The following is an 11,804-nucleotide window of genomic DNA, read 5'->3' as shown; positions in this document are numbered from 1 at the left end:
GTTCAGGCAGGCTTGTATTGAAAACAAAAACCGCAGCAAGCCGCGGTTTTTAAGTCTGATAAGCCCAGGTGGACAATTACTTCGTTTGTCGCTTCATCGACTCGAAGAAATCATCATTGGTCTTGGTCATCGCCAGCTTGTCGATCAGGAACTCGATACCGTCGCTCTCGCCCATGGGGTGCACGATTTTGCGCAGTATCCACATCTTCTGCAGCTCGTCCGGGGTAGTCAGCAGCTCTTCACGACGGGTGCCGGAACGAGGAATATCGATGGCCGGATAGACCCGCTTCTCGGCAATCTTGCGCGACAGGTGCAGTTCCATGTTGCCGGTGCCCTTGAACTCTTCGTAGATAACATCATCCATCTTGGAGCCGGTTTCTACCAGGGCGGTGGCGATAATGGTCAGGCTGCCGCCCTCTTCCACATTACGGGCCGCACCGAAGAAACGCTTGGGTCTGTGCAGGGCGTTCGCATCCACACCACCGGTCAGTACCTTGCCGGATGAGGGCACCACGGTATTGTAGGCGCGGGCGAGACGGGTAATGGAGTCGAGCAGGATCACCACGTCTTTCTTGTGTTCGACCAGGCGCTTGGCCTTCTCGATTACCATGTCGGCCACCTGTACGTGGCGGGCGGCAGGCTCGTCGAAGGTAGAGGCGATAACTTCGCCCTTGACCATGCGCTGCATCTCGGTCACTTCTTCCGGACGCTCGTCGATCAACAACACGATCAGCACACACTCCGGATGATTGTAGGCGATGCTCTGGGCGATGTTCTGCAGCAGCATGGTTTTACCGGCCTTGGGCGGCGCCACTATCAGGCCACGCTGGCCCTTGCCGATAGGCGAGGCCAGATCCAGCACCCGGGCGGTAATGTCTTCGGTAGAACCGTTGCCCCGCTCCATCTTCATCCGCTCGTTGGCGTGCAGCGGGGTCAGGTTTTCAAACAGTATCTTGTTACGGGCGTTTTCGGGTCTGTCGTAGTTGACTTCGTTGATCTTCAACAGCGCGAAGTAACGCTCGCCTTCTTTCGGCGGGCGGATTTTTCCGGCGATGGTGTCACCGGTGCGCAGGTTGAAGCGACGGATCTGGCTGGGCGAAACATAGATGTCGTCGGGTCCGGCCAGGTAGGAAGAATCGGCACTGCGCAAAAAGCCGAAACCGTCCTGCAGTATTTCCAGCACGCCATCGCCGAAAATATCTTCACCACCTTTCGCATGAGCTTTGAGGATAGCAAAGATGATGTCTTGCTTGCGCAAACGGGCGAGGTTTTCCAGGCCCATGGTTTCCCCAAGCTTTATCAGCTCAGATACGGGGGTATTCTTGAGTTCGGTAAGGTTCATAGTGGTGGGTTTCTGTCAACCAGGATGTGTTAAATAATCAGGAAAGTCTGCCGGATTGAGACTTGAAATCGGAGGGCCTCTGGGGCACAAAATAGGCTAGCAAACGAACAATAAACTAGCACCAAAAAGAAGGGCCGTCTAGCAAAAACGATAAGAGGTGCCTTGCGCACCCCTTACCTCACCATTACAGGTTGGCGTCCAGGAACTCTTTCAGTTGAGTCTTGGACAGCGCACCTACCTTGGTAGCCGCTACTTCGCCGTTCTTGAACAGCAGCAGGGTGGGAATACCACGAATACCGAACTTGGGCGGAGTATCTGCGTTCTGATCGATATTCAGCTTGGCCACGGTCACCTTGCCTTCATATTCCCCGGCCACTTCGGCCAGTATGGGGGCGATCATCTTGCAGGGACCACACCATTCAGCCCAGAAGTCGACCAGAACCGGGCCATTGGCCTTGATCACGTCAGCTTCGAAGCTGGCATCGGTCAGCTGAACAATTTTGTCACTCATCTCCAACTCCAATCAGTCTTTATCCCGCGACACACAACGCCGAGGGCAATTTAGTTGGCCTATTTCAAATGATCCTGTTTATTATTGCAAGCCTAACCTGATATTCTGAACACTATGAGCAAAACACACTTAACAGACGTAAAGTTTGCCCAGTTGGGTCTGCAGCCGCAGGTTCTGGCCGGACTGGAAGCAAAAGGATTTCACAACTGCACGCCCATTCAGGCGTTGTCGTTACCCCATTTGACTTCGGGCAAGGATATCGCCGGACAAGCCCAGACCGGCACAGGTAAAACCATCGCCTTCCTTGCCGCCACCTTTGACCATCTGCTGACCACGCCGGCACCCGAAAACCGCCAGCTGAATCAGCCCAGGGCCATCATAATGGCGCCGACCCGCGAGCTGGCCATACAGATCTTCAACGATGCCGATACCCTCAGCGCCAGTACCGGCCTCAAGCTGGGCCTGGCCTACGGCGGCGACGGCTACGAAAAACAGATAGAGGTGCTGGAAGCCGGCGTCGATATTCTGGTCGGCACCACGGGCCGCATCATCGATTTCCTCAAGAAACAGGTCATCGATGTGGGCGCCATTCAGGTGGTGGTACTGGATGAAGCGGATCGCATGTTCGATCTGGGCTTCATCAAGGACATCCGCTTCCTGTTTCGCCGCATGCCGGCAGCCACCCTGCGCCAGAACATGCTGTTTTCCGCCACCCTGTCGCTGCGAGTTCAGGAGCTGGCCTACGAACACATGAACAGCCCCGAACACGTGCAGATAGAGCCGGAGCGCAAAACCGGTATCCGCATCAAGGAAGAGCTGTTCTATCCGGCCCAGGAAGACAAGCTGCCGCTGTTGCTGACCTTGATGGAAGAAGAATGGCCCGACAAGGCCATCGTGTTCGCCAACACCAAACACAGCTGCGAAAAGGTTCACGCCTGGCTGCAGGCCGATGGCCACCGCGTCGGTCTGCTGACCGGTGATGTTCCCCAGAAGAAACGGATGAAGATCCTCGAGGATTTCACCGGCGGCGTGCTGGATATTCTGGTGGCCACCGATGTGGCGGCCCGCGGCCTGCATATCCCCGATGTGACGCACGTATTCAACTACGACTTGCCCGACGATGCAGAAGACTATGTGCATCGTATCGGCCGTACCGGTCGGGCCGGCGCCAGCGGCTGTTCCATCAGCTTTGCCTGCGAAGAATACGTGTTCAATCTGCCGGCAGTGGAAGCCTATATCGAGCATGAAATTCCGGTCAGCAAATACGACAAGGACGCCCTGCTCGATGATCTGACGCCCCCGACGCATATCCATCATCACAGAGCCCACGCCAATCGCGGCCCGCGTCAGGGCGGCGGTCAGCGTCGTCCCGGCGGCAACCACCGTCGCCGCCCGCAGGGTACCCGGAGCTAAGTCAGGTGACAAACGCCGCCCTTTATGCCGCCGTTGATCTCGGTTCCAACAGCTTTCATATGCTGGTGGTACATGAAGTGGCCGGCGCCTGTCGAACCCTGGCCAAGGTCAAGCGCAAGGTACGCCTGGCCGCCGGTCTGCAGACCGACGGCAGCCTGGATGCGGCGTCGATGGAACGGGGCTGGGACTGCCTGCAGCTGTTCGCCGAACAGTTGCAGGACATTCCCGCCGACCATATTCGTATCGTCGGCACCGCTACCCTGCGCCTGGCCACCAATATAGCTGTCTTTCTCGAGCGGGCTCAGGCCATTCTGGGACATCCCATCCGGATTATTTCCGGTGAAGAAGAGGCCGCTACCATCTATGAAGGCGTGGCCTGGACCTCATCCGGCGTCGGCCGTCGACTGGTGATCGACATCGGCGGTGCCAGTACCGAGCTGATCGTCGGTGAAGGCACGGCGCCGCAGCTGCTTAACAGCCTGCACATGGGCTGCGTCACCTGGCTGAGTCGCTACTTCCCCGACGGACAACTTTCTGCCGCCAACTTTGACCACGCCATTGCCGCCGCCCGTCAGACCCTGATGCCGATCGCCGGGGACTACCTCAAACTCGGCTGGCAAAGCTGTATCGGGGCTTCCGGTACCGTGCAGGCCATTCAGGAAATCATGCTGAGTCAGGGGGAGGATGAACAGATCACCCTGGCCAAGCTGCGGCAACTGAAACAGCAGGCCATCGCCTGTGGCCATCTCGATCGGCTCGGGCTGTCCGGCTTGCAGGCGGATCGCGTCACCGTGTTTCCGTCCGGCCTGGCGATTCTGATTGCCCTGTTCGAGATGCTGGCGATAGACAGCATGACACTGGCGGGCGGCGCCCTGCGCGAAGGCCTGATCTATGGCATGCTGGGTCGCCGTCGGGAGTGCGATGCCCGGGAACGCACTGCCGACAGCCTGATCTGCCGCTATCAGCTGGATCGGGAGCAGGCCGAACGGGTGCGCAACACCGCCCTCAAGGCCCTGCAGCAACTGGCCAGCAGCCGGAATATCGACTCCCCGGCCACCGCCATGCTGGGCTGGGCCGCCCTGCTCTACGAACTGGGCCTGTGCATAGAGTACAAACGCGCTCCCGAGCATGCCGCCTATATTATCCGCCATGTGGATTTACCCGGCTTCACCCCGGCCCAGAAACAACTGCTGGCCGCCCTGTTGCTGAACCAGCGGGACGAGTTCCGGCAGGAGTCGCTGGAGCAGCAAGGCGCCATCGAGGCAGAGCAGGCCATTCTGCTGGCCCGGCTGCTGCGTCTGGCCATCATCCTCTGTCTGCGCCGCACCCGCGGCACTGTGCCGGAGTTCAGACTGGAATCCCGGGATCGACAGTTGACGCTTATCCTGCCCACCGACTGGAGTGGTAGTCACCACCTGCGCGCCAGCGAGCTGCAGCAGGAAGCGGTGCGCCAGACCGAACAGGGCTGGCCGCTGGTGATTCAGGAGCAATAAAAAGGCGCCTTTCGGCGCCTTTTTTCTACTTCTCTTGTTTCTGCTTATCTTTTTTCTGTCGCGTCTTCTTTCAGCCAGGTTGCAACCCGCTTGGCGAAGTAGGTCAGGATGCCGTCGGCCCCGGCGCGCTTGAAACACATCAGCGACTCCAGCACGGTTTCCCGCTCTTTCAGCCAGCCGTTCTGAATGGCGGCCATGTGCATGGCGTATTCACCGCTGACCTGATAGGCGAAGGTCGGCACCCCGAACTGATCTTTTACCCGGCGTACCACGTCCAGATAGGGCATGCCCGGCTTGACCATGACACTGTCGGCGCCTTCCTCGAGATCAAAAGCCACTTCCTGCAGGGCCTCGTCGCTGTTGGCCGGATCCATCTGATAAGTGGACTTGTTACCCCCCTTGAGGTTACCCGCAGAGCCGACCGCATCGCGGAAGGGACCATAATAGTTGGAGGCGTACTTGGCGGAATAGGCCATGATCTGGGTGTTGATGAAGCCAGCTGCTTCCAGCGCCTGACGAATGGCGCCGATGCGGCCATCCATCATGTCGGAAGGCGCCACTATGTCGGCGCCGGCTTCGGCATGACTCAGGGCCTGCTTTACCAGCACCTCTGTGGTCACGTCGTTGAGCACATAACCCTCGTCGTCGAGAATACCGTCCTGGCCATGCACCGTGAATGGATCCAGTGCCACGTCTGTCATCACACCCAGTTCGGGAAAGGCTTTCTTGAGCTCTCGTACCGCTTCCTGCGCCAGGCCTTCCGGGTTGTAGGCTTCTTCGGCCAACAGGCTCTTCTGGCCGGCATTGACGACCGGGAACAGGGCAATCAGGGGGACACCCAATTGCACCAGCTCGGCCGCTTCCTTCAGTAGCAGATCGATGGACAGCCGCTCGATGCCGGGCATGGACGCCACCGCTTCCCGACGCTGAAAACCGGGCAAGACAAACACCGGATAAATGAGATCATCCACCGTCAGGGTATTTTCGCGTACCAGTCGACGGCTGAAATCATGCTTGCGCAAGCGACGCAGGCGACGAGAAGGAAAACCACCAAATATTTGTTGAGTCATAGCTACTCCAAAGTGAGTCCTGAATCGTTCCTAAATGCGGAAAAAGGCGCGGCTGGTCGCCGTAGCGGCAACGGCCAGGGCATCGGGATCCTCGCCCCGACAGGCGGCAATACGCCCGGCAATATGAGGGAGATACGCCGGTTCGTTACGGCGGCTGGCCGGCTTGGGTGACAAGTCTCGCGGCAACAGATAAGGACTGTCGGTTTCGAGCATCAGCCTGTTGCTCGGGATCATCGACACCAGTCGCTGCAGCTCCTGGCCTCGGCGTTCGTCGCAAATCCAGCCGGTGATGCCGATATGCAGATCCAGCGCCAGACAGTCCCTCAACTCGGCTTCGCTGCCGGTAAAGCAATGCAACACCGCCGCCGGCAGCCGGCTGCGCCAGGGCCTGAGGATATCGAGAAAGCGTTCGTGGGCGTCCCGGCAGTGCATGAATACCGGCAGCTGCAACTCGGCCGCCAGCTCCAGCTGGGCTTCAAACACTGCATCCTGCTGCGGCCGCGGTGAAAAGTCCCGGTTATAATCGAGACCACACTCGCCGATGGCCACCACTTCGGGGCGCGCCGCCAGTGCACGCAGCACACTCGGGCTCTGGCCATCGAAGGTCCTGGCATCGTGGGGGTGAATGCCGGCGGTGGCATAACAGAATCCGGGCTCGGTGGCGGCATAATCGGCCACCGCCCGACTTTCTTTCAGGCTGGTACCGGTCAGCACCAGCGCCGAGATACCGGCGGCTTTGGCCCTGATAATGACCTGGTCCCTGTCCTTGTCGAACTGGCGGTTGGTCAGGTTCACCCCGATGTCGATCATGAGGCGCCGTCCTGCTCTTCCTCTTCACCTTTGTCACGCACGTAGAAACGAGAGAAGAAGACCCCGACTTCAAACAGCAGCCACATGGGAATGGCCAGCAGAGTTTGAGAAATAATGTCGGGCGGTGTCAGCAGCATGCCGACAATAAACACCACCACAATCACATAAGGCCGCTTGCCGGACAGCTCTTTCGGTGTCGTCACCCCGGTCCAGCACAACAGTATGGTGGCGATGGGGATCTCGAAGGCAATGCCGAAGGCCACGAAGAGACCCAGTACGAAGTCGAGATAGCTGGCGATGTCGGTGGCAATGGTCACCCCTTCCGGCGCCATCTTGGTGAAGAAGCCGAAGGCCAGCGGAAACACCACGAAATAGGCAAAAGCCGCGCCCGCATAAAACAGCAGGGCGCTGGAAAACACCAGCGGTGCGATAAGCCGCTTCTCGTGCTTGTACAGACCGGGGGCAATAAAGGCCCAGACCTGATAGAGCACATAGGGAATGGCGGCAAAAAACGACACTATCAAGGTGAGTTTCATCGGGGTCAGAAACGGCGTCGCGACCCCGGTGGCAATCATGCTGGTACCTTCCGGCAACTGCCGCAGCAGCGGCTCGGCCAGAATGCTGTAGATGTCGTTGGCAAAATACACCAGGGCCAGAAAGACCAGCACAATAGCGGCAAAGGCCCGGAGTAGGCGGCTCCTCAGCTCAACCAGGTGGCTGATCAGCGGCTGCTGTGTTTGACTCATTTAAGATTTATCCTGAGGCTTATTCGATGGCGGGGTATCGGTGTCGGCACCATGGACATCGGCGTTACCGGCCCCTGTTTTTTCATAGGGCCGAGTCACGGAGGCGGCAGCATCCTTCAGCTGATCGATGGACTCCTGCAGCTCCGGACTCAGGTTTTTCATCTCGAGCTGTTCGGCCTTCTTCAGATCCCGATGCAGCTCTTCCATTCTCAATTCCTGAGCCAGCTCGGTTTTCACCGCAGTGGCGGTGTCTCGTACCGTTTTAAACCACCGGGATACTGTTCTAATGGCCACGGGAAGCCGCTCCGGCCCCAGTACCAGCAGCCCGACTACCCCTATCACTACCAGCTCCCAGAAACCGATATCGAACATGGTTATACCTGATCTTTATCTTTGGTTTTTTCCTGATCTTTCTGGTTCAGAGTATCAGTCTGTTCTTTTTTGTCAGCCAGCGTCTGCTGTTCGAAGTCGGCATCCTTCTTGTCCTTTTCCTCGTCGGTCATCGCCTTCTTAAAGCCCTTCACCGCCGAGCCCAGATCCGAGCCCATACCTCGCAACTTCTTGGTACCGAACAACAGCACCACGATCAAGACCACGATAAGCAGTTGCCAAACACTAATTCCACCCATAAAACACCTTTCCTAAGTAAAAGTAAGTAAAAGTAAGTAAAAGTAAGTAAAAAGAGTAAACAATCAAACGCCATGATACCCGAACCAGATGACAATACCTTGATACAGGATCACATTAGCGTGCTATTTTCCGCCAGCCCAGCAGCCATAAAACCAACGTCAGTACCAGACCAGACATGGCCCATTCGCTTTTATCCATCCCCAGCAGCAGGGTACTGGCCAGCAAAATGGTGGCGCCCATGGCCAGTAGAAACCGCCCCTGGCCCTGGCCTTTATTCTGCCGGGCAAACTGATTATACAGACCTTGTACCTGGCGCTGCTGCAGCTTTGCCTGGCGCAGGGCATCGTAGACCAGTTCCGGCAAATCGGGCAGCTTCTCGGCCCAGAACGGCGCCTTTTCCTTCACCGCATTGATCACCGCCTTGTAACCGACCTGTTGCTGCATCCACTCTTCCAGGTAGGGCTTGGCCGTCTTCCATAAATCCAGCTGCGGATACAGCTGGCGACCGACCCCTTCCACATAGAGCAGGGTTTTCTGCAGCAACACCAGCTGCGGCTGCACCGCCATATTGAAGCGGCGGGCAGTGTTGAAGAGGTTCAGCAGCACATGGCCGAAGGATATTTCCGACAGGGGTTTTTCGAAGATGGGCTCCAGTACGGTACGGATGGCCGATTCGAACTCTTCCACCTTGGTATCTGCCGGTACCCAGCCCGACTCCACATGAAGCTCGGCTACCTTGCGGTAGTCCCGGTTGAAGAACGCCAGGAAGTTCTCCGCCAGATAACGCTTGTCGTCCCGGTTAAGGGTGCCCACTATGCCGCAGTCGATGCCGATCCACTGGGGATCTTCCGGGTGTTCGTAAGAGACGAAGATGTTACCCGGATGCATGTCCGCATGAAAAAAGCTGTCGCGGAACACCTGAGTAAAGAAGACCTCCACACCCCGTTCCGCCAACAGCTTCATGTCGGTGCCATTTGCTTCCAGCGCCTCGACATCGGAGACAGAAATACCGTAGATACGCTCCATCACCAGCACATTTTCATGGCAATAGCTGGAGTGGATTTCCGGCACGTACAAGGTGCGGGACCCTTCGAAATTACGCCGCAGCTGAATGGCATTAGCCGCTTCGCGCAGCAGGTTCAACTCGTCAAACAGGGTTTTGCGATATTCTTCCACCACCTCGACCGGTCGCAACCGGCTGCTGCGCTCGGGCACCAGACGGGCAACCAGAGTGGCCATGGAGTGCATCAGGCTGACATCGGCCTCGATAACCTTCTCGATATCGGGCCGGATCACCTTGATTACTATCTCCTGACCGGTTTTCAGCCTGGCCGTATGCACCTGGGCAATGGAGGCGGAGGCCAGCGGCTTTTCATCGAAGTCATCGAACAATACCTCGATGGGTTGGCGCAGACTGGCTTCAATCTGTTTACGGGCCAGGATGCCATCGAAAGGGGGCACCCGGTCCTGCAGCAGAGCCAGCTCCTCGGCGATATCCGGCGGCAGCAGATCGCGCCGGGTCGACAACATCTGGCCAAACTTGATAAAGACAGGCCCCAGGTGTTCCATTGCCAGGCGAATGCGCTTGCCACGGGACAAATCCGGATGACGATTTCTCAGCCAGAACAGGCTTTTTCTTGCCAAGCGTGCCGGCAATACCTGTAGCCGCGCCGGTATCAGTTCATCCAGACCATACTCGAACAGGGTTTTTCCAATCTGATAGAGCCGGAGTAGCTCCCGCAGTTTTTTCATGAATGCACAACCTTATCCGTCAGCGTCGCCAGTCGTCCCTGCAACTGCAACAAGCGCTTGTTCAGCTCGGCCACTTCATCATTAAAGTCGGCCAGCTCCAGCGGGCCCACCGCCAGGCGGGCTTCTTCCCGCACATAATCTCCCAGCTGACCCCGTACCTCCTGGGCCCGGCGCTCTACGGCCGCCCTTAGCTCTCGGCCATGACGGCACAAGAGGTGCGCCATGATGTCGCCGGTATAGGGGGCGAGCAAGGCTTCAAGGTCGATACCGGGATCTTTGACCAGGGCGGAAAAGTCCTGCCAGGGCTGAGGGTCACCCTGCAAATCGATACGTCCATAACGGATATACTGCATCAGCAGGCCTTTGTCTTTCAGCAGGCCCAGGGCATTGAGCGACAAACTCAGATGGCTGTCCACTGCGCCTTCATAATGCCGCAGTATTTCCAGCCGTTCGGCGGAAAACAGCAAGTACAGACCGGCGACATCGGTCACTGTCAGCTGTAATACCTTCCCTCGTAATGGCGCCATCTTCTTCAATCGTTCGCTATCCTGCAGCATAAAGCGATTAAATACCGCCTCGAGCGAACCATTGAGCAAGGGAAACAGCAAGGATTTCATCAGAATTTGAACCCGCGGTGCAACGCCACTACACCGTCGGTCAGGTTGAAGTATTCCACCTGCTCCAGACCCGCCTGCTCCATCATCGACTTCAGGGTTTCCTGATCGGGGTGCATGCGGATGGACTCTGCCAGATAGCGGTAGCTTTCGCTGTCCTGAGCCACCATAGCACCCATTTTCGGCAGTATGTTGAAGGAGTAGAAATCGTAAAGTTTGCTCATGATCTCGTGCTGAGGCCTGGAGAATTCCAGCACCAGCAAGCGGCCGCCGGGCTTTAGCACCCGTTGCATGGACGCCAGCGCCTTGTCCTTGTCGGTCACGTTACGCAAACCGAAGGCGATGGTAATCAGATCAAAGTGATTGTCCGGGAACGGCAGCGCCTCGGCATTGGCCTGCACATAGGCGATGTTGCTACCCAATCCCTTGTTTCTCAGTTTGTCCCGGCCCACCTTGAGCATGGAGTCGTTGATGTCAGCCAGCACCACCTGCCCGGTTTCGCCGACGATGCGGGAAAACTTTGCGGTCAAATCACCGGTGCCACCGGCCAGATCCAACACTTTCTGCCCCTTGCGGATCCCGGAGCAATCGATTGTGAAACGTTTCCACAGCCGATGAATACCAAAGGACATCAAATCGTTCATCACATCATATTTCGCTGCTACCGAGTGAAATACACCGGCGACCATCTGTTCTTTTTCCGTGGCATCTACCGTCTTGTAACCGAAGTGGGTCGTCGACTTGTGCTGTTCTGACATGCTGAAGGCACCTATAAAATCAAAGTGGGTTAGTGTACTGCAAATACGTGGCCCGGACTAACGGGAAGCCACCAGGCTGCCGGTTATCTGCATGCCAAAATAGGTGAACATGATACAGCAAACCACATTGAGGCACACATTCAACACGGCTTTAAACCATTGACCGTGCTCAAGTAATAACACCGTATCGAGAGAAAAAGAGGAAAAGGTGGTCAAGGCGCCCAGCAGGCCGACCATCACGAAAGGACGCCAGGAGTGGGCACTGAGCACCTGTTGCTGCACCAGCATGAAGATGAGGCCCATCAGCATGGAGCCAAGCAGATTGACGGTGAGAACACCATAAGGAAAGGAGCGGCCCAGCAAGCGGCCCATCAGGTCGGTGATGACAAAGCGCAATACCGCTCCCGTGGCACCGCCGGCGGCAACAAACAGCAGCGTTTTCATGTGCAAACCAGTTCAGAAAATAATGCTCAGTTTACGCCGTGCATCATCAAAAACCCACCGCCTATTCTATTGATGGGAATGAAGCCTGATGCCTCGCATTTTTCACCAATGTAAAAAGAAAAAAGCAAAAAGCCCGACACTTTCGTATCGGGCTTTTTAATTGGGTGCCTGGCAGTGACCTACTTTCACATGGCAGCTGCCACACTATCATCGGCGCGGCT

The 11,804-nt window shown here is 57.1% G+C and carries 13 protein-coding genes; 2 read left to right on the top strand and 11 right to left on the bottom strand.

All coding sequences use genetic code 11. The features are described 5' to 3' along the window. Nucleotides 1–76: 76 nt before the first annotated feature. Both rho and trxA read right to left on the bottom strand, forming a co-directional pair. The gene (gene rho, locus HNR62_RS09730) at nt 77–1,342 is read right to left on the bottom strand and encodes a transcription termination factor Rho (RefSeq protein WP_204795891.1); all 1,266 of its coding nucleotides are present in this window, start codon (nt 1,340–1,342) and stop codon (nt 77–79) included. A 184-nt stretch (nt 1,343–1,526) separates the two neighbouring features. Beyond that, the gene (gene trxA, locus HNR62_RS09725) at nt 1,527–1,853 is read right to left on the bottom strand and encodes a thioredoxin TrxA (RefSeq protein ID WP_104485843.1); all 327 of its coding nucleotides are present in this window, start codon (nt 1,851–1,853) and stop codon (nt 1,527–1,529) included. Nucleotides 1,854–1,967: 114 nt separating this feature from the next. On the opposite strand from trxA, the gene rhlB reads away from it, so the two are divergent. Both rhlB and gppA read left to right on the top strand, forming a co-directional pair. Then, nucleotides 1,968–3,266 (top strand): ATP-dependent RNA helicase RhlB, encoded by a 1,299-nt coding sequence (gene rhlB, locus HNR62_RS09720; protein ID WP_204795890.1) that lies wholly within the window; start codon nt 1,968–1,970, stop codon nt 3,264–3,266. 5 nt (nt 3,267–3,271) lie between these two features. After that, nucleotides 3,272–4,759, top strand: coding sequence for a guanosine-5'-triphosphate,3'-diphosphate diphosphatase (gppA, locus tag HNR62_RS09715; protein ID WP_204795889.1), 1,488 nt, complete (start codon nt 3,272–3,274; stop codon nt 4,757–4,759). A 44-nt stretch (nt 4,760–4,803) separates the two neighbouring features. On the opposite strand, the gene hemB is transcribed toward gppA, so the two are convergent. From hemB to crcB, 9 genes are all read right to left on the bottom strand, one after another. Beyond that, the gene (hemB, locus tag HNR62_RS09710) at nt 4,804–5,829 is read right to left on the bottom strand and encodes a porphobilinogen synthase (RefSeq protein WP_204795888.1); all 1,026 of its coding nucleotides are present in this window, start codon (nt 5,827–5,829) and stop codon (nt 4,804–4,806) included. Nucleotides 5,830–5,859: 30 nt separating this feature from the next. Then, entirely contained in the window at nt 5,860–6,639 is a 780-nt protein-coding gene (locus tag HNR62_RS09705; protein WP_204795887.1) for a TatD family hydrolase, read from the bottom strand. Beyond that, nucleotides 6,636–7,385, bottom strand: coding sequence for a twin-arginine translocase subunit TatC (gene tatC / locus HNR62_RS09700; RefSeq protein ID WP_204795886.1), 750 nt, complete (start codon nt 7,383–7,385; stop codon nt 6,636–6,638). Before tatC ends, HNR62_RS09705 begins: the two co-directional genes overlap by 4 nt. Then, nucleotides 7,386–7,757 carry a Sec-independent protein translocase protein TatB gene (gene tatB / locus HNR62_RS09695; RefSeq protein WP_204795885.1) on the bottom strand — a complete coding sequence of 124 codons (372 nt, stop codon included), beginning with the start codon at nt 7,755–7,757 and terminating at the stop codon, nt 7,386–7,388. Between the two features lie 2 nt (nt 7,758–7,759). Next, nucleotides 7,760–8,014, bottom strand: coding sequence for a Sec-independent protein translocase subunit TatA (tatA, locus tag HNR62_RS09690; protein WP_204795884.1), 255 nt, complete (start codon nt 8,012–8,014; stop codon nt 7,760–7,762). 115 nt (nt 8,015–8,129) lie between these two features. Continuing rightward, nucleotides 8,130–9,767, bottom strand: a complete 1,638-nt coding sequence (gene ubiB / locus HNR62_RS09685; protein WP_204795883.1) for a ubiquinone biosynthesis regulatory protein kinase UbiB — start codon at nt 9,765–9,767, stop codon at nt 8,130–8,132. Beyond that, on the bottom strand, nt 9,764–10,384 hold the full coding sequence (locus tag HNR62_RS09680; protein ID WP_204795882.1) for a ubiquinone biosynthesis accessory factor UbiJ: 621 nt from the start codon (nt 10,382–10,384) through the stop codon (nt 9,764–9,766). The genes ubiB and HNR62_RS09680 overlap by 4 nt, the downstream gene beginning before the upstream one ends. Further along, nucleotides 10,384–11,139 carry a bifunctional demethylmenaquinone methyltransferase/2-methoxy-6-polyprenyl-1,4-benzoquinol methylase UbiE gene (ubiE, locus tag HNR62_RS09675; RefSeq protein WP_204795881.1) on the bottom strand — a complete coding sequence of 252 codons (756 nt, stop codon included), beginning with the start codon at nt 11,137–11,139 and terminating at the stop codon, nt 10,384–10,386. The genes HNR62_RS09680 and ubiE overlap by 1 nt, the downstream gene beginning before the upstream one ends. A gap of 57 nt (nt 11,140–11,196) precedes the next feature. Next, nucleotides 11,197–11,583, bottom strand: coding sequence for a fluoride efflux transporter CrcB (gene crcB / locus HNR62_RS09670; protein WP_204795880.1), 387 nt, complete (start codon nt 11,581–11,583; stop codon nt 11,197–11,199). Nucleotides 11,584–11,804 lie beyond the last annotated feature (221 nt).

This window comes from Oceanisphaera litoralis (genome assembly GCF_016907015.1).
GTDB lineage: Bacteria > Pseudomonadota > Gammaproteobacteria > Enterobacterales > Aeromonadaceae > Oceanimonas > Oceanimonas litoralis.
This window is presented reverse-complemented; position numbering and strand designations above follow the sequence as displayed.

Excerpts from the sequence above, each read along its gene's own strand:
- rho (WP_204795891.1), bottom strand. The coding sequence starts at position 1,342 with ATGAACCTTACCGAACTCAAGAATACCCCCGTATCTGAGCTGATAAAG.
- trxA (WP_104485843.1), bottom strand. The coding sequence starts at position 1,853 with ATGAGTGACAAAATTGTTCAGCTGACCGATGCCAGCTTCGAAGCTGAC.
- rhlB (WP_204795890.1), top strand. The coding sequence starts at position 1,968 with ATGAGCAAAACACACTTAACAGACGTAAAGTTTGCCCAGTTGGGTCTG.
- hemB (WP_204795888.1), bottom strand. The coding sequence starts at position 5,829 with ATGACTCAACAAATATTTGGTGGTTTTCCTTCTCGTCGCCTGCGTCGC.
- HNR62_RS09705 (WP_204795887.1), bottom strand. The coding sequence starts at position 6,639 with ATGATCGACATCGGGGTGAACCTGACCAACCGCCAGTTCGACAAGGAC.
- tatC (WP_204795886.1), bottom strand. The coding sequence starts at position 7,385 with ATGAGTCAAACACAGCAGCCGCTGATCAGCCACCTGGTTGAGCTGAGG.
- tatB (WP_204795885.1), bottom strand. The coding sequence starts at position 7,757 with ATGTTCGATATCGGTTTCTGGGAGCTGGTAGTGATAGGGGTAGTCGGG.
- tatA (WP_204795884.1), bottom strand. The coding sequence starts at position 8,014 with ATGGGTGGAATTAGTGTTTGGCAACTGCTTATCGTGGTCTTGATCGTG.
- ubiB (WP_204795883.1), bottom strand. The coding sequence starts at position 9,767 with ATGAAAAAACTGCGGGAGCTACTCCGGCTCTATCAGATTGGAAAAACC.
- HNR62_RS09680 (WP_204795882.1), bottom strand. The coding sequence starts at position 10,384 with ATGAAATCCTTGCTGTTTCCCTTGCTCAATGGTTCGCTCGAGGCGGTA.
- ubiE (WP_204795881.1), bottom strand. The coding sequence starts at position 11,139 with ATGTCAGAACAGCACAAGTCGACGACCCACTTCGGTTACAAGACGGTA.
- crcB (WP_204795880.1), bottom strand. The coding sequence starts at position 11,583 with ATGAAAACGCTGCTGTTTGTTGCCGCCGGCGGTGCCACGGGAGCGGTA.